Source organism: Bacteroidetes Order II. bacterium (assembly GCA_016788705.1).
Taxonomy (GTDB): domain Bacteria; phylum Bacteroidota; class Rhodothermia; order Rhodothermales; family UBA2364; genus UBA2364.
Genome location: JAEUSQ010000018.1, coordinates 1 through 26432, shown reverse-complemented (window position 1 = coordinate 26432; position 26432 = coordinate 1). Strand labels below are relative to the sequence as shown.

Genomic DNA, 26432 nt, shown 5'->3' with positions numbered 1-26432 from the left:
GTTGATTAATTATTGGTTTCCATTTTTTGAATTTCCGTAATTCGGCTTTGGATTGTTTCGCTATCCAAGAGTTGTTGAGACTTTCGGTACAAATCCAAGGCGGTTGCCGGCGTTGCCCGTTTACCATCTCCTAACGACATCAATTTTTTTGCCGCTTTGCTTCGTTCTTCCCGATATTCAGGGGTTTTCCCGAATTCAGATTCTAACGCAATAAACCGACTCACAGCCGCTTGGTGATTTCCTGCCTGAAGATTTTGCCACGCATCGGCCAATCCACTCGCCAACTTTGCACCATCTTTTCCTTGTTCTTGCGGCTTTTCTGTCTCCGGCTTGAAAGGATCGGGCTTGTTCGAAACGGGATTTTCTTTTGGTTTGGTTGTAATTCTTGCCGCCTCTGGTTTGCTATCCCTAGTTATTGGCGGTGTGATTCCCGGAAGTGCTGATGGCTTGGATCCATTACTCAGAGGATTATCAGATATTAAAGGAGCCACATTGTCTTGGGTCCCATAAGCCGCTTTTGGTGTTTCCGGTTCTGTTACCGGGTTTGTATTTGAATAAGCGTTTTCATTATAAGGCTCATTTTGTAACGCTACCGAAGCTGATTTAGAGCGGTTCAGTAAATCTAAGTTGAACCAAACGGCCCCAACCACAATCAACATAACCAAACCAGAAATCAATGGAATCAGCCACTTTGGGCGGTCTTTGGCTTCTGGCGGTGGAGGTAAGACGGCATGTCCACGGTCGTTTCGCCACACTTCCGGTTGTTCTAATGCGTTCCAGACACCCGTTGCAACGGTTGGATGTGCCTTTTGGTAGTGCCGCTGGGCATCAAAAGAGGCGGTTGAGGTCACATATTCAATGGGCTTATCGGATGGCGCCACCCGAATCACCTGTACAGTCGAGTTATCCAACCCCCCTCGTTCGTTTGCAAGAACCACCATTTTCTCTGCCGCTTCTTGCGGGGGCATTGCCTGGACAATTTCGGATATCTCTGGCAAATGCACATCTCCGAGACCATCACTGCAAAGCACATATACATCATTCAGATGTAATCGGTCTATCTCGAAGGTATCCACCTCTACATGCGGCTCTGGCCCCAAAGCGCGTTCCAACATGGATCTTTGTGGATGGCGTTCGGCCTCTTGTGGGGTCAGAATTCCTTTTTTTACCATCGCAGAAATCATGGTATGGTCTTCCGAGATTTGCTCTGCTTTATCCGGACGAATCCGATATAAACGGCTATCCCCAACATGCGCAACAAAAACCCGATCTCCCTCTACCAATAAAGCTGTACAAGTAGTCCCCATGATTTGTCCACCGGGCAAATCTTTCAACAGTTTGTGGATATTGAGGTTGGCTTCCTGAAAAGCGTGTTCTAAACGAGTGAGTACCGAGCCAACACGACGAGAAAAATAAGCCTCGCCAATTGTACTAACTGCCGTGCTACTCGCAATCCTGCCATCGGCATGACCGCCCATACCATCGGCCACAACATACAGGTGGACTGCGGGTTTATCGTCCTGTGGCATTCCCACAAAATGCCCGCAAGCATCTTGGTTTTCGGTACGAACCCGGCCGACATCGGTTTTTTCACCCAATTGTAGCAGGTGAGGCATTTGTTTTTGTGCCATTTGGTTATGGAATACTGAAGAAATAGGGCTTCCGACTCACCAGAACGTCCGGAATTTAAACAATTGCTCCCGTTCACTATCCATCGCTAAAGTCATGGGTGGTAAATCTGAATAAGCAGGGCTGCCGCCTCCTGGCATTACGTACTGCCCACTACCAACCTTTTGTATGGCCGCTGCCAGTGGGTTGTCGAAATTAAACCCAAACAAGCGAGGGTTTTCGCCAATAACTGCTGCTGCGGTAATATAAAACACGTAATTTTTGGTCTCTTCGGGCATCCAAGTCTGGGTGTACATATTCCAGAAATTCCGATCGCGAGGATTATTAGGCATGGCCCTGATTCGTTTGATGACATTTCCTTCTCCCCAGTTGTACGAAGCCATAACACACAGTCCAGAAGCTTGTGCATCCGTCTTATAAATATCGGCAATATAACCAGCTGCCGCTTCTCCTGCTTTTACGTGGTCGTGCCTTTCGTCTTCAGGGTCATACACCCCTACATCCTTCAACGGACCAATTTTCAACCCATACCGTGTGCCTGTTGCTGGAATAAATTGCCACATCCCTTTTGCATGCCCATAGCGGGTGGGAGGTCCCACAATTTTGGTATTAAAATTACTTTCTTGCATGCCCAAATAAAAAAACTGTGGGGGTACTCCGCGCTTCATGAAACTGGCTACAATAGGTTCCACATACCCATTTTCTTGCGCTGTTCGCAAGGCATTTACATACCGTGAACTACTCTGCCAATATTTGATATACTGTTTCACTTTTTCAACATATCCGGCAGGCATTACCATTTCGTTTTCACCAAATAGGCGCGTAATGTCATAGATCAATTTATCCACATTTCCACTTGCATTGCCTGAATTCGCCAAATTCACCACAGCCCTATATTGAGGTCTTGCACGCATTTTTTCGGAATAGGCCTGTTGCATTTCAATAATCTTTCTGGCTGTTTCGTCTCGTAATTTTTTGTTCGTATTCAGGGTGGAATCATTCGCGAATTTGAGTTGTAATTCCTTGATTTGATAAAACAAAACGACATTTAAGGAATCCTGCGTTGTCAAAGCAACATTCGACGCATCCAATGCTTCCCCCAATGAACTGCTTTCGTTGTGCTTCCAAAAAGCCCAAATGGCCGCAATAACCAACGCAACAGCTACAATACCAATGATGTAGTAATATTTACGCTTATCCCGTTTACTCATCCGCGTAAATGCTGCCATCATCATCTGCGTGCGCGAACCCATTTCCGCAGTTTGACCAGATTCAAACTTCCGCATATAGCCCGAAACAGATCCTTGCGCAGAAGGGGGCGTTTTTGAGGCTTCCTGATACGACGGGGCAATGGCGGATGGTTCCCACTTAGACCCACTACCCCAATCGGCTGGTGGATTATTTGCAGGAGCCGAGGCCGATGGCGTGGACCATGCATCCGAAGATGGAGGCAAGGGTGTTTCACTACTTGGTGTTGGGTGCCAATCGTTATGGCCAGAATTTGGCGCAGGTTGCCAACTAAACCCAGGATCTATAGCCGATGGCTGCGCGGCTTCCCATTCACCCGCAGTTGGTTTATCGCGGGCTGGGGGTTCACTACCCCAATCCATTCCTGCACTTTGAGGATGCTGTGGTATCTCCCAATCTGTGCCTGCTTTAACAGGTGGTGCCCCCCATTCCAATCCGCCCGCTGGTGGCGCCTCCGCTGTTCCCCATTGATTGAACAGATTGTCAGAAGATGGTTCATCCGTAGGCGCAGGAGGAGAAGCAGGCATCCCCGGAGTACTCCATTCGTAAACGGGCGCAACGTGTGGCGGCGTATTCTCTTTACCCCAATCTGTTTGTGCAGGAAGCCAATCTGGTTTATCCGTAGGAGGAGCCGATGACCAAGGTGTAACGACTGGTACAGCGGATGGAGATGGCGCATCAGTATCCCAACCAGCCTTATCAGGCGAATCCCATGAGACTGGTTGCGGCGGTGCCGATGTCGGAGCCTCGCCTGCAACATGCGCTAACGCTTTAAAAAAACCAGTATTCAATCCGGCTTGAGGTGCATCCGGCGCTACGCTCCCAGATAACCCTTTTAAGTCTTGAAGGGCTGAACTAATGCCAGACGAGAAGCCCAGTTCCACGTTTTCATCCGGCGTAGCGGGCGTGTCCTCTGTGGGCACAGGGGCAGACTGAGGCAACTCGGACAATGACCGAAAAATGCCTGATGGCAAAGCCGGCACAATAGAATCGGTGCTGGTAGGTGGCGTGTCCTCTGGCGGCACTTCCTCTGCTAAAGCAGCAAAAAAGCCTGTGCCTAATGAGGGGGCCGTTGTTGGTTCTGCGGCTGATGTTGGTTCCGGCTGTTCAGGTGCTTCCCTGCTTAGCGATGGGCTTTCCTCTTCCATTTGCGATAATGAACGGAAAAAACCCGATTCCAATCCAGTTACACCAGAAGAATCAGACCCGACGGCTGAACTCGGCGTGACAGGAACCTCAGGAGCCATTTCCGATAATGAACGAAAAAAACCCGACTCCAATCCAGATTTAGCACTGACGTTAGTGGGTGGTTCCTCAAAGTGGGGAACATTTTTCAGGTCTTCAAAAGCAGGCCCATCAGGACGGCTGGCAAAAAGTGATTCGTTTGAAGGGTCTGCAGATGTAAATAAGCCCGACTCGACGGAGGGTTTTTCCGAAAGGGGGGATGTTTCTCCCATAACCTTGGCAGAAGACGTATCCGGCGTGACCTCCCCTGATAACGCAGCAAAAAAACCAGATTCCAAAGCGGAGGCTACCGTTTCTGGTGGTGTTTGAGGAACGGGCGATTCTGTAAAACTGGGCGCTGTTCCTGAGATCTCACCCAACGATTGCCAAAAGGAAGTTGCCAAGCCTGCTTCTGGGGTTGTTATAGGCGTTTCTGCCACAGAACGGACCAATGACTCAACCTCAAATCTCAATAACGGACCATTTCGACCAAATTCCACCTCCTTTGTAGTGTCCAATACAACACGAGCAATACGGGCACCGTTTACCCAAATACCGTTCGTACTATTACGGTCATACAAGACCCATTGCCCATTTTCAAACGACACATCTGCATGTGTGCGACTCACCAAAGGGCTGGGAAGATGGATTTGACACGTGGCATCCCGACCTATGTTGAAGGTCTGACTAAATTGAAAGGCATCCTTATCACCAGATATTGGCCCTTTCAGGATTGAAACGCGAATGTTTGTTTGCATGCGCGGAATAGATAACGTTTAGTGTGTGGGTTAATGATCGCTCAGCACCTGTCTGTGGCTATCAAGAAGACAAAACCATATTAAACAGAAACTATCCTACTTATTTTGGAACCTCAAATCCGAGTGCAATACGCACTTCCTCCCCCAAAATGGAGGCAGGGGAATTGATCCAAATCCCAATTCCATAGTGGTCAGTCACACGCGGACTATCGCCTACCTCTACTTTTATTGTGTTTTCTGCAATCACATGACCGCCTTCGGATAAGACCTTTTCGAGTTGCCTCACCAGTTGGACATGAATTTGTTCAGACGACAAGCCAGATTTTAGTCCACTTTGGGCGAATAGAATGGCTTGTGTTATTTTACCCGTTACCATCTTACAGGCCAAGGAAGCATGAAGTTGTGCCTCCGCACGTGAATCAGGATCTACATAATTCGCCACTTTCTGAAAAACTTGTGCCCCAGCCACATACACCCGATCCGAATTGGGCCGAGAAGCCAGAACCGTAAATCCGGCATCGGTCATTTCAGCTTGTTTATGCGTATCTAGCCACATGGAGAGTGGTGAGCTATTGGTGTCGGCTTTTCGGATGGGGTAATCCTGTTGCTCACCTGCGCTTCCAGTCCCAACAAATCCGGTTCCCCAAGCATACTTTATATAGCCTTGGGCCATTCCCACCCCAACAGGCAAAGACGCACGCCCCCACAAATGTCCACTGCCATCCGAAGGGGTTTTTTCATCATAAGACAGCCCACCGATCAATTGCATAGAGCGATAAGGGCTTCTCAGTAGCACATGTGGCAACGCCAGCGCTATCCATCCAGAGGAAGGTTGTTCACGCAACAAGGGCCATCCCATAAATTCCGGCTTTTGTAGATGCTGTAAAATGGTCGGAATTCTTGGATGTCCATAGGCATCACGTTCAGTCCAAAGTCTTGTGGCCGCCGAAGCAACTACCGGAATTTGAAGACTCGCAGCCGTTTCTGCAATGTCTGAAAGACGATCCAGGTCTATGGCCACGTCTCCAAACGTATAATCCAATAACAAGGCTGCAAAAGGAACTGCTGGAGGTGTCTGATAGGCAGGCATTAAGACTTGATGATACAATGCCGTATTCAATTGTTCCTTATTGACCGACAGCACTTCTAAACGGATATTTTTCCGGAAATCCAGACGATCTACCAACAATTTCAAGCCGCGCCATGACGATTCCAGTTGTTGATATGCTGTATGATGAATCACAACATCCAGTTGTTGCGCAATCTTACCTTCTACCTCTTCAAGGGCTACTTGCAAGGCACTTTTCCCCTTTTCTATCGGACGTTTAGGTGGTGAAGCTGCTTTTTGACCGGCTAATGCACGAATAAGGGCATCCATTGGATCTCCACCAGCGGGTTTTTGCGGTGTAACCGTACCACCTAAGTCCACCAAGTTGAGCAAGTTATCCAAACCTCCACCAGAATTCGGCGTTGAAGGCAAGGCATTTTCGTCGGGAACCGAACGGATTCGATCGGACCAATGCAATGCTTCCTCACGACCAAAGCCCAGCGTTTGAATTGTTCCGGCAAAGGCTTGATGAGATAATTGATCTCGCTTGACCATAAGGAAGGCATCCCTAAGACCTAAAAAGCGCTTCACCAAGGGCAACTGCTCCACCAACCGATCTGGCTGAAACCCTTGAATATGGTCAAAAGTTAATGTCAGCGACAGGGTTTTGGGTGAAGCGTCTAAATAATTAGGAACTTCGAGCGATATGGTGGGCCTCCAAGACATCATCAATTCAGCAAAAGTATATTTATCCACCTTTACCAAACGGGTTACCCCGTCCCATATGGCATCATGCATGAGATGAGGCGTCAAGTCAGAAGCCAGAAACAAACGAAAAGGCGTAGAAGCAGTCATTTCGTGCGGTTCCTCGCCTTGAGTCGAGGAGAATCCCATTTTGACACGAAATTCCTGAATCGGAGATGTGTTTTCCATAACTGCGGTGATAGGTTTTATGGTCTATGGATGCGAATGCAAATTCTTAGAAAGCCAGATACCCTCCGCAGACAGACACGAACCGTGCAACAAACGCCTTGGACTGTTTCATTTTGTGTAAAACCCATATCCAGAGGCTCCAGAAGTCTTGAAAGCGGAAGCGTTGCGTATTTAACCCTAAAGAACGTAAAAAGCAAACGGAAAGGCGAAAAAAATATTTTTTCCGGACTTGTTACCTTTTTCTATAAGGTACGGCTTGGTAGATGTACCTTTTGGTGTTTGGTGGTTTGAAGAACGGTATCGGATGCAAAACAACAGTACCTCCTCCAGTTTTGCTTCGGTGCCGTTCTTATTTTTTGTTAAGTTACGGAAAAGTCATCTGAATTCCAAGATCATTCTGTGTCCCGATTCTTGTCTAAAGAGCAATTTTCCATTTTATACAGTCCTCATAAGCCAGTCTTTGGATAGACTACCCTGTTTGCATTTATTACTGTAGTGCACGAACTTTTCCCTTACGTTGTTTATTTACCTGATTCAAAACCAAAAACGAAGCCCAATTTATCAAGTAGATCCTCTTGAACCATGTTCGATACTTGGTTCACCACAATATCAACTTGTTTACCAATAATGGAGTTTCATGCAGAATACAGACCCACCCGCTTTTATAAACTCCCCTGTTTCGCATGGGATTACGGTAAAGCCTGCCCATTGAAGACGTCTTGCCGTTTCGGAGCATCCATTTTGGATCAGGACATGTCGTTGATCCGGACAAAAGGCATTAACGGCAAACAACCGTCGGGCTTCGTCTTCGGGAGCTTCAATAACATTCGAGAAGACTTCGTGGATCAGGGCCAATCCTTGTGGCTGAAAAGCACCAGGGTACACCAACACAGACGAATCATCTAATAGGCACATGCAAGTATCTAAGTGGTAAAATTCCGGATCACGCAATTCGAGTGCAAGTACCGGAACTTCTAATGCTCGTGCCAGCCCTTCATAGACCTCTAATCCAGTTCTGAAACCATATCCACCCCACAAAAGACGCCTCCCCGGATGCCACAAAGCATCCCCCATCCCCTCGAAGTCGGAATCAGCAGCATCTGGCAAAGCCTTAACTTTATACCCTTTTTCCGCAAAGTAAGCCTGAAAAAAAGCCACTTCGGGTTTTCGTTCGGGTGCATGCATCTGGGCACAGAAAACACCCTTCTCCCCATTTGTACCAATAAAAGGAAGGGTTTGATTGGCACAAAAAACCATATCTGGAAGTCCTTGTTCGCCCTTGAGAATCTCCATCGAAAGCCCTAAAGACGCATACAAATCCACGATTTTTTGCCATTCGTTGAGTGCTTTTTTGCGATTCACGTTTCCGATTTGCCCTTCCATGTGCGGATTGATCACATAAGCCACATCAAAAAATGTGGGATTTACCATCAACAGGCGATCGGCCAATGGCATGGCCGGCACTTCCGAAAGCGTTGATTTCCACTCACTTATTTGGGTAAATACATTCATAACAACTATTTATAGATATTCATTCAACAGTTGTTCATAGCGTTCCTGTTTCCCACTGATCAAAGCAGGTTCTCCAGCATCAAGAGCAAAACGATGCAAGTCTTCCAAGACCAAATGTCCATTTTCAAAATCGCGCCCCATTCCGGCATCAAAGGAGGCATATCGTTCTTTTCGCATATTTCGGTATGGAGATTGGGTCAGGAGGTGTTCGGCGGTCAAGAGCGCACGCGCAAATGTATCCATTCCAGCGATATGAGCAATAAAAAGGTCTTCGACATCCGTAGAATTTCGACGTAATTTGGCATCAAAATTGATCCCGCCCGAAGTAAAGCCCCCTGCTTCTCGAATAACCAGCATGGCTTCGGTCAATTCTTGAAGATTCATGGGGAATTGGTCGGTATCCCATCCATTTTGGTAATCGCCCCGATTAGCATCCATGCTTCCCATCATGTTTGCATTCGCCGCCACTTGTAATTCGTGTTGGAAGGTGTGACCAGCCAAGGTGGCATGATTGACCTCAATGTTCAACTTGAAGTCTTGGTCCAAACCATGTTCGCGTAAAAACCCAATTACGGTTGCCGCGTCGAAGTCATACTGGTGCTTAGTGGGTTCACACGGCTTAGGTTCAATTAAAAATGTACCTGTAAAACCTTCTTTTCGTGCATAATCTCGCGCCATTGTTAGCATCATGGCCAAGTGGTCGGTTTCACGCTTCATATCGGTATTTAACAAGGTCATATAACCTTCGCGCCCACCCCAAAACACATAGTTTTCCCCCTCTAAGGCAATGGTCGCATCTATTGCATTCTTAATTTGGGCCGCTGCAAACGCCACAACATGAAACTCGGGGTTAGTAGCAGCGCCATTCATATATCGCGGATGGGAAAAAACATTTGCCGTTCCCCACAACAATTTAATTCCCGTATCTTTTTGTTTTTGTTTTGCATACGCCACCAATTTTTCAAGGTTTTTTTCATAAACCGCAAGCGAATCATCCGCTTCCACCAAATCAACATCATGAAAACAATAATACGGTACACCCAGTTTTTCCATAAACTCAAATGCCGCATCCATCTTATGGTAGGCCCGGTCTATTGGATTTCCGGCCCGATCCCACTCATACCTCCTCGTCCCTGGGCCAAACGGATCTCCCCCTGTTCCGCCGAAAGTATGCCAGTAGCACACGGCAAAACGTAAGTGGTCTTCGAGCGATTTTCCCGCAACCATTCGGGATGCGTCATACCATTTAAAGGCCAAAGGGTTATCAGATGCCCGTCCTTCAAATGGAATCGGGCTAATTATAGGAAAATAGGTTGCCATAAATTTAGGTATTTAATTGGGTGAGTTGCTGGTCAAGAGCGATTTTCCATTGTTCATACGCATGGGCATAAGTTGAAGCCTCTTGTGGATCTGGGTGGTTTTCATGCACGATCCGTAGCCCTGCCATTGCGGCTTCATCCGGCGAAGCATACACGCCCAAGCCAATACCCGCTGCTCGTGCTGCTCCCTGAGCACCATCTGTATCTAAAACCGCAAGAACCGATCCGGTGGTTTGTACAAAAGCATGTCGGAAAAGCGGGCTTAGAAATAAATTAGCATTTCCTGCCCGGATATTCTGTACCGAAAGCCCCATTTCTCTCAAGGTTTCCATGCCATATTGGAGGGCAAAGACAATGCCTTCTTGGGCGGCGCGGAAAAGGGTTGCCATTGTATGGCGGTTTAGGTCTAATCCAAAAAAGCACGCGCCCATTGTCCGGTTTTGAAAAATGCGTTCAGCCCCATTCCCAAAAGGCAGACAAACCAAGCCGTTTGAGCCGACCGGAACAGAAGCAGCCATGGTGTTTATTTCGGCATAAGATAAGTTGTTTGTAAGGTGTTGGCGTATCCAAGCGTTTAACCGACCTGTGCCATTAACACACAATAAAACCCCATTTCGAACCTGCTTATGCTCGTTGTTAACATGGATAAAGGTATTTACACGTCCTTTTGGGTCATAAGCATCATGCTCACTTATGCCATATACCACGCCTGAGGTCCCTGCGGTTGCTGCCACTTGTCCGGGATGTAAAACCCCAAGAGAAAATGCATTATTCGGCTGGTCACCTGCGCGATACGTGACGGGGATATCGTATGGCAGTCCCAAAACCTCGGCTACTTCAGCACGTATGACTCCCTGATCTCCAAAAGTCGGGACAATTTCTGGTAAAAATGATGGATCAAAATGCCAATAGTCCATGAGGGCATAGGCGGGAAAACGATTATGAAAATCCCACAAAATGCCCTCTGAAAGCCCCAGAGTGGTCGTGGTTAGTTCACCCGTAAGTTGATAAGCAAGATAATCACCCGGCAATAATATTTTATAGAGTTGCGCATAGTTCTCTGGTTCATTTTCTTGTACCCATTTGAGTTTTGCAGCCGTAAAATTTCCGGGTTGATTCAAAAATCGCCTAAAACAAAACGCCTCTCCCAATCCTTTTGTAGCCGTTTCTCCTGTCTCGGCGGCACGGCTATCACACCAAATGATGGAGGGACGTATAGGGTCGCCCTTTTTGTTTACCATGACCAAACCGTGCATCTGATAGCTGATACCAATTGCCGCTACTCTTTTTCGCGCATTAGGATCCAGAAGGGAAATGGATTTTATGGTTTCCTGCCACCATGTGGATGGATTTTGTTCAGCCCAGCCCGGATGAGGAGACCGTATGGCCATTTCTTCCTGTGGGGCCACTGCTGATGCCACAGATTGTCCCGTTTGGGCGTCCACAATACTGGCTTTAATGGAGGAGGTTCCAAGGTCTATGCCAAGTATATACACAAGTAATGGGGTTAAGGTCGGCAAATAAAGTTGGCAAATAAGGATAAATTTTGTAAGAATGCAAGCGTTAAAAAGCATTTTTTTAACATGTATCCCTTGCTGTATCCGAAAACGACTTTTACGCGTGTTGGCTGGGTACATGTGGGGCGGTAATGTTTTTTTCGACCTCCCCTATTTTATAAATTATTTTCGGCAATAAACGATGATATATGATGCACTAATTCTTTTGGCTGATCTTTCATTAGTGCATGTCCGGCTTTGGGGATTAAAACAAAACGTGCTTGTGGGACTTGTTTTTGTGCTCTCTTCCATACAAAGCGGGGTAAAATTTTGTCTTCGGTGCCCCAACACAACAAGATTGGCAAAGGTAAGTTTGCAATTTTTTTCCGCATTCCGGTCTTGTCCAAGTCTAAGTACTGATGGCTCCCATACATTTTGAGCAAGGTTTGATAGGTCGCATCCTGATCAAACACTGTGCCCAATGGCGAAGCATGGAGTGCATTTTTGAAGAGTTGGCTACGCATCAATTTGTACGCCCAGCGCCGATCGGCCAAGACCTGGAAACGGGTTAGGGGATGAAACCCGCCAGGACTTACCAGAATTATTCCCTTAAAGACTTTCGGAAACATGATCGCCGTAGCCAATGCCACAATGCCCCCAAAAGAATGACCCATCAGCCAAGGTGTCTTGAGATGCATCTGATCTACAAAAGCAACTGTTAATCGGGCATATTGTACTAAACTATACCCACCTTCAGGCTTTGCTGACTGCCCAAAACCCAGCAAATCGGGTGCGAACAATGCGATATTTTGCGCATTCAAATCGGGAACCAAATACCGGAACGATCGTCCTGAATTACCATATCCATGTAAGGCCACAACTGCATCGGAATGTTCAGGAAAACCAGTCCAATAGTAGGAATGTTCATATCCCAATAACGAGAGGTAACCGCGCTTCATGCTGCCTTGTCTAAATATCGCCAAAAGGGCGAATGGTCTCTCAGATTCTCCAACAATAAATCAGGTTGATGGGTGGCCAGTTCATCGCGGGAGTAGTTTCCGGTGGCAACAGCGACCACTCGCCATCCAGCGATGCGGGCACATTCTATGTCTTTAGGTGTATCCCCAATGATGTGTATGTGTTGGGTTTGGAAAGATTGGCCCGTAATCATCTCTGCCCGTTGGATGCCAATTTCCGGAAGCGCGTTCCGGTCTGCATGATCACTACCAAACGCTCCATAATGGAAATAATGCTCCACCCCAGCTTTTTGCAATTTCAAATAGGCCATTGGTTCAAAATTTCCGGTCAGTAGGGCGAGTTCCACATCATTGCGTTCGTCTAAAGAAGCGAGTAACTCTGGAATACCTGGTAAGACCTCGCAAGAGACCATTGGCATCGCCACCTTTAGTCCATCCATATACTTTTCACCAGCTATAGATATATTTTCTTCCGAAGGTTCAATACCATGCAACACCAACACCTCTGTTAAAATCTGGGGGTCGGTTTTTCCACCAAAGGGAATGCCTTTCGTAACGATGGACTTTCCAAACGCTTCCGAGAGCGCTTCTTCCACCACCCTTCTTCCGGCCCCATGTGTGAGCATGATGGTTCCATCAATATCAAAAAACAAGAGTTTTTGCATGATTTATATAATAAAAGGTGTATTTAGATCGTCTTCGTGCCGGATTTCGTCCACCGGCTCCTTTTTATTTTTTCCTGCATACAGACGGTTTGGGCAATTAAGGATTAGTGCGGCTTTTTCAGAAACATTCCGATAACCATGTACCACCCCCGGCGGAACCAAAAGAGTAGCGGATTGCTCCTCGCCCAACAACAAAACTTGGTGGATCCCAAACGAGGCCACCCCCAAACGGTTATCCCAGAGATGTACCTCGAACAGTCCATCAAAAAAGACAAACAGATCTGTCTGATCCTCATGTGCATGAGGCCCGCGTGCAATACCTGGCTCGGTCAGGGAAAGATAGGCCATTGCTGGCCACAATGCCTTCTCCAACTCATCCTCCCGAAAAATTTCGGCGAGCCAACCACGTGGATCATTAAACTTACGGAGTGGCGTGCAGGTACAATCTGGTATCACACCAGTTGACCAATTGTTTAAGTGCGTCATTTTTTGGCTATATTGTGGCTAAAATATTGGGAATAACTTGGTGTCGGGTGTAAAATGTTCGACAATTTTGTAATTTTGGCGCAAACCTGAAAATAATCTGTGGAAACTATCTATCATAGCGAAGTTTCGTCTTTGAATTCACGGCTTCAAGCGCTTAAATTACAGATCGAAGCGGTGTGTCTGGCTGCTGGCCGAAATCCTGCCGAAATTACCCTGATTGGCGTCTCAAAAACCCATCCGGTGGACTTGGTTAGGGAGGCAATATCCGTAGGACTAAGCGTGTTCGGAGAAAACAAGGCCCAGGAAATACGCGAGAAGGCTACTGCAATCCCTGGAAAAACAAATGGGGGTAACATAGAATGGCACTTTATCGGATCGCTTCAACGCAACAAAGCCAAAGAAGTTGTTCGTTATGCCGATTTTTTTCACGCATTGGATGACCTTCGCCTTGCCGAAACACTAAACCGTCTTTGTTCCGCCCAAAACCGCACCTTACCGTGTTTGGTACAAGTTAATATATCGCAGGAAGACAGTAAATCGGGATTATCTCCGAAAGCGTTGCCTGAGTTTTTATCCCATTGCGCCGCATTTGATCATCTTCAGATCGTTGGGTTAATGGGGATAGCGCATCCCACAGAGGATCCAGAATCTGTCCGTCCGGAGTTTCGCCTGTTACGAACCTTACGCGACGAAGCCATCGCACAAAAGGTATTGCCAACCAATGCCAAACTTTCGATGGGGATGAGCGACGATTTTGCAGTGGCCATTCAAGAAGGAGCAACCCATATTCGGGTGGGAAGTGCTCTTTTTGGTACACGGAATTATTCACCCTAAACCAAATTCCTTTTAAGGTTTTCTACTCATATACCTATGGCACTTTCCTCAATTGACATCCGCCGTCAGGAATTTTCCAAACGCATGTTGGCTTTTGGCGCGTATCCCCCACGCGAGATCCACGAATATTTAGAGACCCTCGCCAAAGAGGTGGATATTTATAACGAAAAACTTCGGGGGGCCTATGAACAAATCCAGCGGTTGAAGGGTGATCTGGAACATTATCAAAAAGTTGAAGAAGCCCTTCAGGAAGCCTTGGAGACCGCTCGGGAAAATGCCCGTAAAACCCAACAAAATGCCGAGCAAAAAGCGGCACTGATTATTCGGGATGCAGAGTCTCGCGGCGCACGCACCATCGAAGAAGCCAGTTTGCAGGCCCAAAAAATTGTACATGAAGCCGAGGTACTCAAGGCAAAAGCACGTCAAGAAGTTGCACAATTAAACGAACGGCGCAATGAACTAACGATTCGGCTAAAAGGCTTTCTTCAGGCAGAAACCGAGTTGATCGGACGCATTGAAAAAGACTACTTTAATTTTCTGACTAGTAACGACGGGTTATTAAATGTCCCCCCACCACCACCCATAGGGCCACCACAGCCTGATGAGTCGCAAACTTTATTGAATGCAGACTTGCCAGAATATGTCCTCAACACATCTGTGGACCATCCTATTCCCAGTTTGCCCATAGATCTACCAGCCTCGCCACCCGATTCCGCGCCAGAAATAAAGGCCCTTGTGTTTGAGGAGGCGGATTCTTCCCAAATGGATCATGAAGGTCATGTACCGCCTGCTCCTAATGACTCGCAGGAAGAAATTCTTGCTGCACTCGAAAACCGCCAGAAAGCGATTGACGAGGAACTTCGGAAGTTATTGGAGCCTATGCCTGAACCGGAAGAAGAACCTACTTTTGATTTTGATGCGCTCCTTTCTCCCACACAAGCGCCTCCACCACTACCCAATTATTTGGAGGAACCCCACAAGCTTGCCCCTATTTTTAGGCTGGAGCCTACAGAAGAAGTTGCTAATTTGACGCCGCAAGAGCATGTACCTTCCATCATGCCGACGGAAACCTCCGAACTTCCTTCCTCAACCGAAGATATCCTACCGATTACTGAAGTCATTACCCTTTCTTCTGGAGAAAAGCAAGTGGTGGCCGAGGTTTGGGAGGCCAATTCGGATCCAGAAAAAAACGGGTCGTCACCAGAACCTATGTTAGTCAATACGCAAGAGCGGATTTTGGAAGCTCTTGAGACGAGGGCACAGCCCGAAGTGCGTACAAAAGCATCGGTTTCGGACCTGGTGAGTTTCTCTCGCAATACCCCTGTACAACAGGACCCTATACCAGTTGTGCGGGTAGAATATAGGGCCGACCCACATCCGCTTGCCCCTGCAATGCCCAAGATTCAACCCCAGCCCGAAGTTGAATCTGCTCCTCTACCTCCTATAACAGCAAATCTTCATCCTGAATTCATCCAGATGCATCCCGCCGGAATCCCGCGTGAACTCCTTACGGCTTCATTGACCGAGGCCGAAAAAATCCAGCGGATATTAGACGAATTACAATAAGTGTTTCTCTATTCTCACCCCAAACGCGCAAGGTTTTTACTTCTGCGCGTTTCTTTTGGCAACAAGCATGCACCTTCAAGACATAAAAAAATACCAAGAACAAGTCCATGAAACAGCTGCGTTTCTCCTTAACCATGTTTCCATGCCAATTGATACTGCGCTGATCATAGGAACTGGCTTGGGGGCATTGGCCGATGAAATCACCGAAGCCAAAATCTTAGACTATGCCGAAATTCCGTATTTTCCCGTTTCGACGGTAGAAAGTCATACCGGGAAACTACATCTTGGAAAATTGGCTGGACGCCCCATGATGGCTTTACAAGGCCGATTTCATCTCTACGAAGGATATTCGCCACAAGAAATTACGTTTCCGGTGCGTGTGATGGCCCAAATGGGCATTCGCAACCTCTTGATTTCTAATGCAGCGGGTGGCCTAAATCCGCTTTATAAACGTGGGGACTTGATGTTGATCCACGACCACATCAACCTCATGTTTTCTAATCCCTTGGTTGGGCCTAATGTGGCCGAGTGGGGGCCACGTTTTCCAGATATGAGCGAGCCTTATTCGCCCGAACTACGAAGAAAAGCACTCGAACTGGCCTTAAAACATCATATCCCAATACAGCAAGGGGTCTATGCCGTGGTATCCGGACCGAATTTAGAGACCAAGTCCGAATATCGTTTTCTTCGTCAAATTGGAGGCGATGCGATCGGGATGAGCACCGTTCCAGAGGTAATTGTAGCAACTCATATGGGACTTCGGCTTTTGGCGGTTTCTGTCATTACAGATGAATGCCTTCCAGACGCCTTGCAACCCGTTTCTATGAAAGAGATTGTGGAGGCAGCCGGAATTGCTGAGCCTAATTTGGCCACGCTGATGCGTGCCTTAGTCGCTGAACTTTAATGCACTTACCCGCGTTTACGCTTACGTGAAGCAAGCTCAAGGGCACGCTTTTGGTCGGCTATCCACGCAGTAACCACGCTTTTCGACACCCAAACCGCTGTTTTCCCATCCGGCGTCATGCCTGGTTTGTTATAAAACGTGAATTCCCCATTTTCTTCCTCAACATAGGCCAGCATCGGTTGGTTGTCTGTTGTAAAAAAAACTGTTTGAAGATCGGCTTTAACTTTAACAAGGATTTTATCTTCAGGGAATTCCGGCGTATGCCATTCAGGATGCACGCCACCCGGATGACAGTCGGTTTGGGTCATTTTTCCGGTCGCTGGATTCAGTGCCAAGCATTGGGGGAGCGGCTTGGGGAATAGGGCTGCCATCACGGGCAAAATGGCGAAAGAAGCCAACCAAAGCGCAATTCCCCGCCGGAAGTCTCGTTTAGATAGAATAATGCCCATTACAAAATACGAGAAAGCAGCCGCATACAACCAAGCCAATGCCTCGGCCAAGTCTGGCCCCAATGACGTGCGCGCCATTAAACTTTGTTTAAAACTTCCAGCCAACCCAAGGTAATAATACCATTCTCCAAAACGCACCAGTCCAATTACGACCAGCAAGACCAATGCACCTATCAATATAATAAATAATTGTTTTTTAAAAGTTTCTACAAAATGATAGAAAGTTTGTGAAAGATTCATAACCATAAGAAAAATAAGAAAGAGAAAAGAATTTTTGCATCAGATTCCAAAAACAATGCCCAAGCCTATGCCCAATAATCCAATGCCCACCAATCCACCCAATGCCGGCCATAAAAACTGTGTCCATTCTTCGTACCGTACACCGGAGGCTGCCAGAATAGCCATTAAGGCCCCATTTGTTGGAACCAATAACTCCGCCAGTCCTGCACCATATTGATACGCCAAAACGGTGATATTACGCGAAAGACCGAGCAGGTCCGAGAGAGGTACCAATACTGGCATGGTCAGAACCGCCTGCCCCGATACACTTGGAACCGCAAAGTGTAACAGGCTTTGAATGCCCATCATGGTCATTGCAGAAAGGGCAACAGGCAAGTGGGCAACAGGTACAAATACCCCATTCACTATGGTATCAATGATCTGCCCCTGATCCAGCACCACAAAAATGGCTTTGGCAAATCCAATAATCATCCCTGCAAAGGCCATGCTTTCCAACCCCCAAATAAAACTTTTTACCGCTTCATCCATTGATAGACGGGCAATGATTGCCACTGCAACACCTAACAGAAAATACAGCACCGTAAGTTGTTCAAATTCCCAATTATACACCGTAATCCCCACCACATACCCCACCAGCATAGCCACCACCAGCGACAGAATGAGTATATGACGCCATACACCTCCCACTACTTGCTCTTGGATTACGTACTCGGGGGTTGCTATCCTCTTTTGCGCATATCGCATCACCCACCAAATCCAGTAGGAAAGTGCAATCCCCCCAATGACCAACCGAAACCCCATCCCTGATAACAAGGGGACTTCGGCCAGTTTTTGCGCAATAATCACCTGAAATGGATTGAAGGGGCTAAATGCCGCGCCAATAGCAGCAGCACCTATGCTCACAGCAACTGCAATAATAGGCGGATAGCCCAGCCGACGCATCAACAAAAGCATCACGGGAACCAATGGAATAATCTCTTCCTGCATATTGATCACCATGCCCCCTAAGGCAAACAATACCATGATCACAGGAATCACCAAAACAGAGTTGTGGGATAATTTACGCATCAGTACCTCGGCAGCCCATCGAAATGAGCCCGCCTTGTCCACAACAGCAAATGCCGCACCCGAAAGAAATACCAAAAAAATGACCGAACCTGCCGATTGTAGGCCGCGTGGAATGGCCATCAGGGCTTCCCACAAATTAACAGGCGCCGATGCAACCCCTTTATAGGTTCCTGCCACCACCACATTACGGCCCGTTAACGGGTCTTCTTTGCGGTCGAATTGGCCTGCAGGAACCAAGTAGGTGAGGAACGAAGCCAATAAAATACACAAGGTCAGTAGAACCAATGGATTCGGAAAGCGAAAAGACTTCATATTTTTCATTCGGTTGTTTCACTAAATATACATTCAGAATAAACCAAACGCATTTTTTGATGTAACTTTGGAAGTACAATCCTGATAGACATTCACTTTTTACCATTTACCCAAAACCCTATGAAAAAAACTTTCGCCCTGTTGGTGTTGGTGGTCTTTGACTTGCCTTTATTCGCCCAAAACACTTATCAGCTTCCTCCGCCAGACCTGAAGGCCGTCGCCGATGCGCCCAATACGCCATCCGTCTCACTTAGCCCCGATTACGCCACCATGGCGATTTTGGAAACGTCGGACATGCCGCCCATTGCAGAACTGGCAGAGCCAGAACTCCGATTGGCCGGACTCCGGATCAAACCAGCGACCAATGGCGCGAGCCGAGGTGGGTTTATTACGGCGATGTCATTTCGGAGCCTTTCGGATCAAAAAGAAGTCAAGGTAATGGGGCTTCCTCCAGAAGGCAGGATGGGGCCTCCGATGTGGTCGCCTGATGGCAAACGGGTTGCTTTTACGGTCACGTTTAAAGACCGTATTGAAATTTGGGGCACCGAAGTAAAATCGGGCAAAGCCTTTCGCCTTTCTGCCAGAAAGATGAACACGACCTTAAACAATGCCTGTTCATGGCAAGACAATGCCAGATTGCTCTGTTTTACGATCCCCACCGATCGAAAGGCCGCCCCAATCGCCGATCCCGCCCCCAAAGGCCCCGTTGTACAGGAAAATTTGGGACGTTCTGCCCCAGCCCGTACATTTCAGGACTTACTTCGGAACGAACACGACGAAGCCCTATTTGACCACTACTTCACATCGCAACCCGTCATGGTTTCTTGGGGCGGAGCAACACAAAATTTTGGCCCAGCGGCTATTTATGACAATATTTCGACATCCCCCGATGGAAATTATTTTCTGGTTTCCACCATCCGTCGCCCTTATTCCTATTTGGTAACGGTTGGTGCTTTTCCCCGAAAATTGGAAGTGTGGGACAAAAAAGCCAAGATGGTCTATGTCTTGGCCGAGTTACCTTTACAAGACACTGTACCGATTGGCTTTAATGCCACTACAACAGGTGTTCGTGGTGCAAACTGGCGACCCGATGTTGCCGCAACCCTGTTTTGGGTAGAAGCCTTAGATGGCGGCGATCCAAAAAATAAGGTCCCTTTCCGTGACCAAGTCTATACCCTGTCGGCACCATTCTCTGGGGAAAAATTGCCTATTGCCAGAACCGAACAACGCTTTGCGGGCATCATATGGGGAGACAAAAACCTTGCCCTCATCTCGGATACTTGGACGCAAACCAGAAGCCGTCGAACGTTTGTAATGGATTCCTCCAAGCCCATGAGTACACTTCGAAAATTGCTTGATCTAAATACCGAAGACCGCTATAACAATCCAGGAAGCCCCTTAATGAAGCGAAATCAGTTTGACCGGATGGTTTTGCGCACAACCGAAGACGGAAAATCGCTTTACATGCAAGGAATAGGGGCTACACCCGACGGAAATCGTCCGTTTCTGAATAAGATGCACATCGAGGATGGAAAATCTACCGAACTTTGGCGTGCTCAGGCACCTTATTACGAATCCGTTGTTGCCCTGCTCCCAGACGGTCAATCGCTCATGACCCGCCGTGAATCTCAAACCGAAGTACCCAATTATTTCATGCGGACGCTCGGAACCGACAAAGTGAAACAAATGACGCAATTTCCTGACCCATACCCACAATTGCAAGGCATTAGCAAAGAAATTATCCGCTATAAACGCGCAGATGGCGTAGATCTGAACGCCATTTTATACCTGCCGAAGGGCTATAAAAAAGAAAACGGGCCTTTGCCCACTTTTATTTGGGCCTATCCTGCCGAATTTAAAGATGCCGCTGCCGCAGGACAGGTTAGCGGTTCCCCATATACCTTCACCCGTATTTCTGCCGGATCGGCGCTGATGCTGGTTTTGGCGGGCTATGCTGTTTTAGACAATGCTTCCATGCCCATCGTTGGCGTTGGCAAAGAAGAACCCAACGACACCTTTGTTGAACAATTGGTAGCAAGCGCAAAAGCAGCTATAGACGAAGGCGTCCGCCGTGGCGTCATTGATCCCGACCGCGTGGCTGTCGGAGGACACTCTTATGGCGCTTTTATGACGGCCAATTTACTGGCGCATTCAGATCTATTTCGGGCGGGTGTTGCACGAAGCGGGGCATATAACCGAACCCTTACGCCTTTTGGCTTCCAAAACGAGGAACGAACCATCTGGCAGGCGCCAGAAGTCTATTCCAAGATGTCACCCTTCATGTTCGCCCACAAAATAAAAACACCTATTTTATTGGTTCATGGTGAGGCAGACAACAACCCTGGAACCTTTCCCATTCAAAGCGAACGACTGTATAATGCCATCAAAGGTCACGGAGGGACAGCACGATATGTGGTCTTGCCCCATGAATCGCATGGCTACGCAGCACGCGAATCTAACCTCCATTTGCTTTGGGAAACCGTCCAATGGTTAGATAAATATGTCAAAAATGCACCTAAACGAACCGGAACCCAATAAAAATAGCCTTTCCAAATCTCTTGTAATGAAAGATGGTCAACGTTTCTTATAGGGGACTTATTCAGCCACAACATTCTACGCCGGGGCCATAAACTCCGGCGTTTTTCGTTAATTCAATGCTACTAGCAGCGCACACTTGAGCCTCCGATAACCATTGGGAGGCTTTTTTTGTACCCGAATGCAGGTGCTTTATGGAAAACAATCCTATAAAGACCTATCTTCATGACTTTTTGAAGTATATATCTGTTTAACACCTTTTTACAAGTTTTACGATTTATTTCAATTGTTATTTTATTATATCAATTCAAATTTATTTCTTTATTCTATTTTTGCAGTTTAATATTTTTATTACATGCTAATCATCTTATTATACTATGTATTTATATGCTTTTAAAAAATATTTATTCCTATCAGAGTGTTGGCTTTATGGTTGTTAGTCTAATAACAGCCTTCCTTTGGGGTTCCGCTATTTTGGCTCAAGGTCTCAAAGATTCCACCCAAACCACCTTTCTTGGAGAAATCGAAATCACCTCCACCAAAACCACAAAGGGTTTGTCTCAACAAAGCATTCCCATAACGGTTATTACAAAAGAAGATTTGGGGCGTTTAGGCCGAAACCGGCTTTCAGATATTTTGGCGGGCATTCCCAACCTTCGTGTTCAGTACAACCACGGAGCAGGTGTACAGGTTCAAGGATTAGACCCGGCCTATACCCTTATTATGATAGACGGCGAGCCGATGATTGGGCGTGAAGCTGGGACTTTAGACCTTTCCAGAATCTCGGTGGACCAAATTGAACGGGTGGAAATCATCCGAGGGGCGGCCTCTTCTTTATACGGAAGCGAAGCACTGGCAGGCGTTATTAATATCGTTACGCGCTCGACGGATGCTGGCACTCGGCTACATGTTTCTAACCAATTTGAAACCAATCGCACCTTGTCTTCGCACCTCCGGGCCAACTGGCAGAAGGGGAAATGGAGCAGCAAAGCCGAGGCTACCCTATACCGAAGCAGTGGGTATGAACTAACCGACTCGGACGGCATAGATCCAACCGTTCCGCCCTTCCGAGACCTTTCTGGAGGCGCGGAACTGCGACACCAACACAACAACCATAAAACTGCCGCAAAATTCCGCTTTGGGAATCAAACACAAAAAAATCTAACCAATCTCTACAGCCAATCGGGAGCAATCTTATATCAGCAAGAAGGCGCTCGGACGGAATGGACGGCAGGAATCCACGGCGAAAAAAACTGGAAAGGAACACAGAAGTTTACCTACCGCTTCTATAACGCATCCTTTGGAACCCTCTTGCGTGTAGTTCCGATCGTAGAAGGCTCCATCAACCAAACCCAATACAATCAAACATTACTAAAAGTAGAAGCACAGTACGATTGGTTATGGCGAAAGAATCATTTTTTCATTCTTGGTACGGGGTATTCCAAAGAGAGGGTACAAGCCGATCGTGTCTCCGGTGAAAGCCAGTCCCGAAATAATGCGTTTTTATATCTCCAAAACGATTATGTAGGAAGCAAATTTGATCTAACAGGTAGCCTACGTGCAGACCATTTTCAAGCATATGGTTTCCGCATAACCCCAAAAATATCAGGACTTTACAAACCAAGTGCCCAATGGCGAATTCGTACATCGGTGGGGAGTGGCTTTAAATCCCCTACCTTCCAACAACTTTATATGGATTATAACAATCCGGTTGTGGGGTATAATGTCTTCGGCGCTACGGGAATCCGAGCCGGTCTTGACAATTTGGCTGCACAAGGTCAACTTTTGACCATCACCACCAACTTGCAACAGGCCGAGCAATTAGCACCGGAAACTGCTTGGGCTTTTAATTTTGGAGCCGACTTTTTGCCCCACAAATCGCTGATTGTTAAGGCCAACCTTTTCCGTAACGAGGTAAAAAACCTAATCGAAACCCGTGCCGTTGCAATTAAGAAAAATGGCCAACAAGTGTTTACCTATGGAAACCTATCACAAATTTATACCCAAGGTGCAGAAATAGAAACCCAATTCAGGATTTGGGAGGGGCAATTAGACCTAAGTTATCAATTTTTGGACACCGCAGACCATAAAGTCCTCCGTCAGATAAAGAGTGGAGAACTTTATACCACGAGGAATGGCTTCCCCAAGCGCATGTCTCGACGGGAATATGCCGGGCTTTTTAACCGCTCCCGCCACCAAGCCCAAGCGGCATTTTCTCGCTTGATCTCTTTTGAAGACCACTTGCTCACGGATCGCTGGGATTTTCGGGTGCAAACGCGGATACAACTACAAGGGCGTTACGCCCTTCAAGACCTCAATGGAAACTTGGTGGCAGACATTGCAGAAGAATTCATTCCGGCGCACCTTCTGCTCCATCTCAACCTCCAAAAAAACATCCACCCAAAAGCCAACGCTCGTGCAGGTATCCAGAATGTGACGAATTACCAACACCTCCAAATGCCCCATCTTGCGGGTCGTATTTGGTATGCAGGCTTTGAACTTTCTCTCTAAACCCTCAAAAACACAAAACCATAAAACTATGTTTTTATTGAACAAACGCCTTATTACGGCCTTCTTGGCGCTCTCCATTGGTGCGTGCGACCTAACTTCTAACGACGACAAAAAAGTGGTCAGTTCGGATGTGAAAGACCTTCCGGCAGACCCTGCCGTGCTTACAGGCTCTACCTCGCAACCCAAAACAACGGGAAGGTTTACGTTTTTCAGCTTCAAAGACAACAAAATAATTGCCAATACCGATTCTGCCACCACTAAATGGGACGTAGGCTTCCGCGCCACCACCATCATTGTGAATAGCGGGAGCAGTGGGCCGGGCAATACGCAGGCACAAGTCCTAACCGGGTCTTTCGACGAACTCACGACTGCCCCCACAACCGGATATTATAAGGACGACAAAGCCAATACAACCCGCCCTTTTGCCATTCCAGTAGGCTCTGGCAATGGATGGTTTAACTATAATGGTGCAACCCAACTGGCGTCCCCCATTCCAGGCAAACTTCTTCTATTCAAAACGACAGATGGAAAATATGTAAAACTCCAAATTCTGAGTTATTATAAGGGGGCACCCATTGCACCGGATGCCCTAAAAGACACTGCTCGGCACTATACTTTCCGATATGTGTATCAAGGCGATGGGTCGGCAACGTTCCCTGCTGCAAAATAAGCGGCCTCGCGGCCATTTTTCCAACGAACTCCCCAAACCGTTCTGTATCTTCGGAGCGGTTTGGGTTTTATCTTTTATTCATACCTCCGAGCGTTAAGTAGGCTGTGCCAATTAGTTTATGTTAAGTATTTTACAAAATGGATTCCCGTTTTCGCGAGCATGACGTACTCGGCACTTAAAAGCCCGTCATACCCAACTTGATTCGACATCCATAACATAAACTATCCAAAAGAACCTACTTATTATTAAATGGTCTGCTTAGTTTGAACTTGTTAAGATCAAGGATCTTAAATGTGAATACGAATGACGTCATATTGATAGTAGATTCTCTTTCAGAGCAGGTAATTCTTGTAGATAAAGATGGACTATGTGTTAGCCACTTTTATTTCAGATGGAAAGCAAAAAAAGACAATTTATTAAGAATTTAAACATCAAATACCTAACTTGTTTAAAAACACGATCGGAGGAAATTTTCTGAAACCACGTCTTTATGAGTTCCAATCAATTTTATACCTACTAAGATTTACATGGATAGAACAATGTGTTATTTTGATTTATTTTTTAAGATTTTAAATTATTTTAAGACTTAATTAATTTGACTAACATATAGTTTAGTCCAATCTATTGATTTTCAAATACTGGAGAATGTATTATTAAAATAAATATCTTATTAAAAGCACCTAAAATGGATTTAGCATTTGATAATCGTGGAATTTTCATTTTAAAGAACAAGCTTTAAAGGAAGCATATATACATAAAAGCAATTCCCTTGGAACAAAAAAATCTTGCTTTAAAATAAAAAATCCGCTACCCATTTGGAATAGTTTTTCAATTGAGACACCCACTGAGACTATCGAAGAAGACATTTTGACTACTCTCAATTATTTTAATAGGTTTTACGTTTATAGTCAAGAAGACAATAAACTCAACACGATTAAACTTAGGTCTCCTTTATTCAATAAAAAATAGCGCTCTTACTCTGAATTTTCATTTTTTAACATATGGAAAAAATTAGATAAAAAGATCATAATTAACATCTATAATCAATATAAAAACAATTTAAAATATGTTTTAACAGACGATCATGACTGGTTCACAAGTAAAGATTCAGATGACATATTTTTCATACTTTCGTTCTATCCGAAGAAGATATTACACAATGTAAGCAATGCAACACCCATACTACCGATGGGGCTGGATATGTATGATTTAAAAAAATAACCAAGAAGTAAATCCCATTTGGGGGTTACCCAGCCATCGGATAAAGTACTTCAATAAACAGTTGATTTGCTGCAACATCAATTAAACAACAATGTTATGCTACATGTCATTACCAAGCATAATTGTATAAAATCATTGGCTTTAACATCAAGTAGGCAAAGGTTATCGGTTATCTTTCAATAATCAGGTCTTAATTTTATCATTAAGTGATACAAAATTTATGTAAAAGACTGTATATTAATCTCTTAGAACATATGTCCCCCCATTCAGCATAGAATAAAGGGATTCTATGGGTAAGCAGGGTGTGGGTTACAAATTCTTCTACTTCTAATATTATACGAATGTCTCAGGAAACCGTCCCAGATTCTCCTCCCCCAACATTGGATTCTCCCACCAAGCAGCCACGCAGAAGCCAAAAAATTCGTGCGCATCATTGGGCTGGTATTGTGCTTTTTATGGCCATTGGCGGCATCCTGGCTTATGCCTTTTATCCCAAATTAATGGGAGCAGGAGAAGAAGGCCGAGACAATGCGGTGCAACGTCCGGGTGCAACCGCCAAAATCGAAGCGGTGAATGTGCTTCCAATGGCATTCCCCATTCGAGTTGAGGCTACCGGACACTTGGCGGCCTGGAAACAAGCGGAAATAAGTGCCGAAATGAGTGGTTTGATTATTACCCGCAACATTGAAGAAGGTCGTTTTGTGGCAGCAGGGCATGTTTTATTTCAGTTAGACGACCGCGAGCTTCGTTTAAGTCTCCGAGAAGCCCAAACCGAACTCCTGAAAGCACGCACCGCCTTCGCCACCCAGACGATTGGCCAGGACAGC

At 46.3% G+C, this 26432-nt stretch carries 18 protein-coding genes; 7 read left to right on the top strand and 11 right to left on the bottom strand.

Annotation, left to right across the window (positions count from 1 at the left end):
• Positions 1-5: 5 nt before the first annotated feature.
• The 9 genes from JNN12_04010 to JNN12_03970 all read right to left on the bottom strand — a co-directional run bounded on the left by JNN12_04010 (position 6) and on the right by JNN12_03970 (position 13295).
• Positions 6-1631: a serine/threonine-protein phosphatase gene (locus tag JNN12_04010; protein ID MBL7977481.1), complete on the bottom strand. Its 1626-nt coding sequence runs from the start codon at positions 1629-1631 to the stop codon at positions 6-8.
• Between the two features lie 36 nt (positions 1632-1667).
• A complete protein-coding gene (locus tag JNN12_04005; GenBank protein ID MBL7977480.1) occupies positions 1668-4859 on the bottom strand; it encodes an FHA domain-containing protein in 3192 nt (1063 codons plus the stop codon).
• 100 nt (positions 4860-4959) lie between these two features.
• Positions 4960-6840: a type VI secretion system contractile sheath large subunit gene (locus tag JNN12_04000; protein ID MBL7977479.1), complete on the bottom strand. Its 1881-nt coding sequence runs from the start codon at positions 6838-6840 to the stop codon at positions 4960-4962.
• A gap of 618 nt (positions 6841-7458) precedes the next feature.
• Entirely contained in the window at positions 7459-8352 is an 894-nt protein-coding gene (locus JNN12_03995) for an amidinotransferase (protein MBL7977478.1), read from the bottom strand.
• 9 nt (positions 8353-8361) lie between these two features.
• A complete protein-coding gene (gene xylA / locus JNN12_03990; protein ID MBL7977477.1) occupies positions 8362-9672 on the bottom strand; it encodes a xylose isomerase in 1311 nt (436 codons plus the stop codon).
• Between the two features lie 4 nt (positions 9673-9676).
• On the bottom strand, positions 9677-11167 hold the full coding sequence (locus JNN12_03985; GenBank protein ID MBL7977476.1) for a carbohydrate kinase: 1491 nt from the start codon (positions 11165-11167) through the stop codon (positions 9677-9679).
• Positions 11168-11343: 176 nt separating this feature from the next.
• Complete coding sequence (locus JNN12_03980) at positions 11344-12126, bottom strand: alpha/beta hydrolase (protein ID MBL7977475.1); 783 nt, start codon at positions 12124-12126, stop codon at positions 11344-11346.
• Positions 12123-12809 (bottom strand): HAD hydrolase-like protein, encoded by a 687-nt coding sequence (locus JNN12_03975; GenBank protein ID MBL7977474.1) that lies wholly within the window; start codon positions 12807-12809, stop codon positions 12123-12125. Before JNN12_03975 ends, JNN12_03980 begins: the two co-directional genes overlap by 4 nt.
• Positions 12810-12812: 3 nt before the next feature.
• Positions 12813-13295: a dTDP-4-dehydrorhamnose 3,5-epimerase family protein gene (locus tag JNN12_03970; GenBank protein ID MBL7977473.1), complete on the bottom strand. Its 483-nt coding sequence runs from the start codon at positions 13293-13295 to the stop codon at positions 12813-12815.
• Between the two features lie 99 nt (positions 13296-13394).
• On the opposite strand from JNN12_03970, the gene JNN12_03965 reads away from it, so the two are divergent.
• From JNN12_03965 to JNN12_03955, 3 genes are all read left to right on the top strand, one after another.
• Entirely contained in the window at positions 13395-14129 is a 735-nt protein-coding gene (locus JNN12_03965; protein MBL7977472.1) for a YggS family pyridoxal phosphate-dependent enzyme, read from the top strand.
• A gap of 36 nt (positions 14130-14165) precedes the next feature.
• Positions 14166-15695 carry a DivIVA domain-containing protein gene (locus JNN12_03960; protein MBL7977471.1) on the top strand — a complete coding sequence of 510 codons (1530 nt, stop codon included), beginning with the start codon at positions 14166-14168 and terminating at the stop codon, positions 15693-15695.
• Between the two features lie 67 nt (positions 15696-15762).
• Positions 15763-16599 (top strand): purine-nucleoside phosphorylase, encoded by an 837-nt coding sequence (locus tag JNN12_03955; GenBank protein MBL7977470.1) that lies wholly within the window; start codon positions 15763-15765, stop codon positions 16597-16599.
• 5 nt (positions 16600-16604) lie between these two features.
• Here JNN12_03955 and JNN12_03950 read toward each other — a convergent pair whose 3' ends face one another.
• Together JNN12_03950 and JNN12_03945 are read right to left on the bottom strand one after the other, a co-directional pair.
• A complete protein-coding gene (locus JNN12_03950; GenBank protein MBL7977469.1) occupies positions 16605-17288 on the bottom strand; it encodes a hypothetical protein in 684 nt (227 codons plus the stop codon).
• A gap of 39 nt (positions 17289-17327) precedes the next feature.
• Positions 17328-18668 carry a YfcC family protein gene (locus JNN12_03945; GenBank protein MBL7977468.1) on the bottom strand — a complete coding sequence of 447 codons (1341 nt, stop codon included), beginning with the start codon at positions 18666-18668 and terminating at the stop codon, positions 17328-17330.
• A 120-nt stretch (positions 18669-18788) separates the two neighbouring features.
• On the opposite strand from JNN12_03945, the gene JNN12_03940 reads away from it, so the two are divergent.
• From JNN12_03940 to JNN12_03925, 4 genes are all read left to right on the top strand, one after another.
• Positions 18789-21206, top strand: coding sequence for a S9 family peptidase (locus tag JNN12_03940; protein MBL7977467.1), 2418 nt, complete (start codon positions 18789-18791; stop codon positions 21204-21206).
• Between the two features lie 384 nt (positions 21207-21590).
• Entirely contained in the window at positions 21591-23714 is a 2124-nt protein-coding gene (locus JNN12_03935; GenBank protein MBL7977466.1) for a TonB-dependent receptor, read from the top strand.
• Positions 23715-23742: 28 nt separating this feature from the next.
• A complete protein-coding gene (locus JNN12_03930; protein ID MBL7977465.1) occupies positions 23743-24384 on the top strand; it encodes an HmuY family protein in 642 nt (213 codons plus the stop codon).
• Between the two features lie 1562 nt (positions 24385-25946).
• The coding region (locus JNN12_03925; protein ID MBL7977464.1) for a biotin/lipoyl-binding protein at positions 25947-26432 on the top strand (486 nt) is incomplete at its 3' end.

What these genes read in the sequence shown, in the direction of transcription:
- JNN12_04010 (MBL7977481.1), bottom strand. Translation starts at nt 1,631, where the DNA reads ATGGCACAAAAACAAATGCCTCACCTGCTACAATTGGGTGAAAAAACC.
- JNN12_04005 (MBL7977480.1), bottom strand. Translation starts at nt 4,859, where the DNA reads ATGCAAACAAACATTCGCGTTTCAATCCTGAAAGGGCCAATATCTGGT.
- JNN12_04000 (MBL7977479.1), bottom strand. Translation starts at nt 6,840, where the DNA reads ATGGAAAACACATCTCCGATTCAGGAATTTCGTGTCAAAATGGGATTC.
- JNN12_03995 (MBL7977478.1), bottom strand. Translation starts at nt 8,352, where the DNA reads ATGAATGTATTTACCCAAATAAGTGAGTGGAAATCAACGCTTTCGGAA.
- xylA (MBL7977477.1), bottom strand. Translation starts at nt 9,672, where the DNA reads ATGGCAACCTATTTTCCTATAATTAGCCCGATTCCATTTGAAGGACGG.
- JNN12_03980 (MBL7977475.1), bottom strand. Translation starts at nt 12,126, where the DNA reads ATGAAGCGCGGTTACCTCTCGTTATTGGGATATGAACATTCCTACTAT.
- JNN12_03975 (MBL7977474.1), bottom strand. Translation starts at nt 12,809, where the DNA reads ATGCAAAAACTCTTGTTTTTTGATATTGATGGAACCATCATGCTCACA.
- JNN12_03970 (MBL7977473.1), bottom strand. Translation starts at nt 13,295, where the DNA reads ATGACGCACTTAAACAATTGGTCAACTGGTGTGATACCAGATTGTACC.
- JNN12_03960 (MBL7977471.1), top strand. Translation starts at nt 14,166, where the DNA reads ATGGCACTTTCCTCAATTGACATCCGCCGTCAGGAATTTTCCAAACGC.
- JNN12_03955 (MBL7977470.1), top strand. Translation starts at nt 15,763, where the DNA reads ATGCACCTTCAAGACATAAAAAAATACCAAGAACAAGTCCATGAAACA.
- JNN12_03950 (MBL7977469.1), bottom strand. Translation starts at nt 17,288, where the DNA reads ATGAATCTTTCACAAACTTTCTATCATTTTGTAGAAACTTTTAAAAAA.
- JNN12_03945 (MBL7977468.1), bottom strand. Translation starts at nt 18,668, where the DNA reads ATGAAGTCTTTTCGCTTTCCGAATCCATTGGTTCTACTGACCTTGTGT.
- JNN12_03940 (MBL7977467.1), top strand. Translation starts at nt 18,789, where the DNA reads ATGAAAAAAACTTTCGCCCTGTTGGTGTTGGTGGTCTTTGACTTGCCT.
- JNN12_03935 (MBL7977466.1), top strand. Translation starts at nt 21,591, where the DNA reads ATGCTTTTAAAAAATATTTATTCCTATCAGAGTGTTGGCTTTATGGTT.
- JNN12_03930 (MBL7977465.1), top strand. Translation starts at nt 23,743, where the DNA reads ATGTTTTTATTGAACAAACGCCTTATTACGGCCTTCTTGGCGCTCTCC.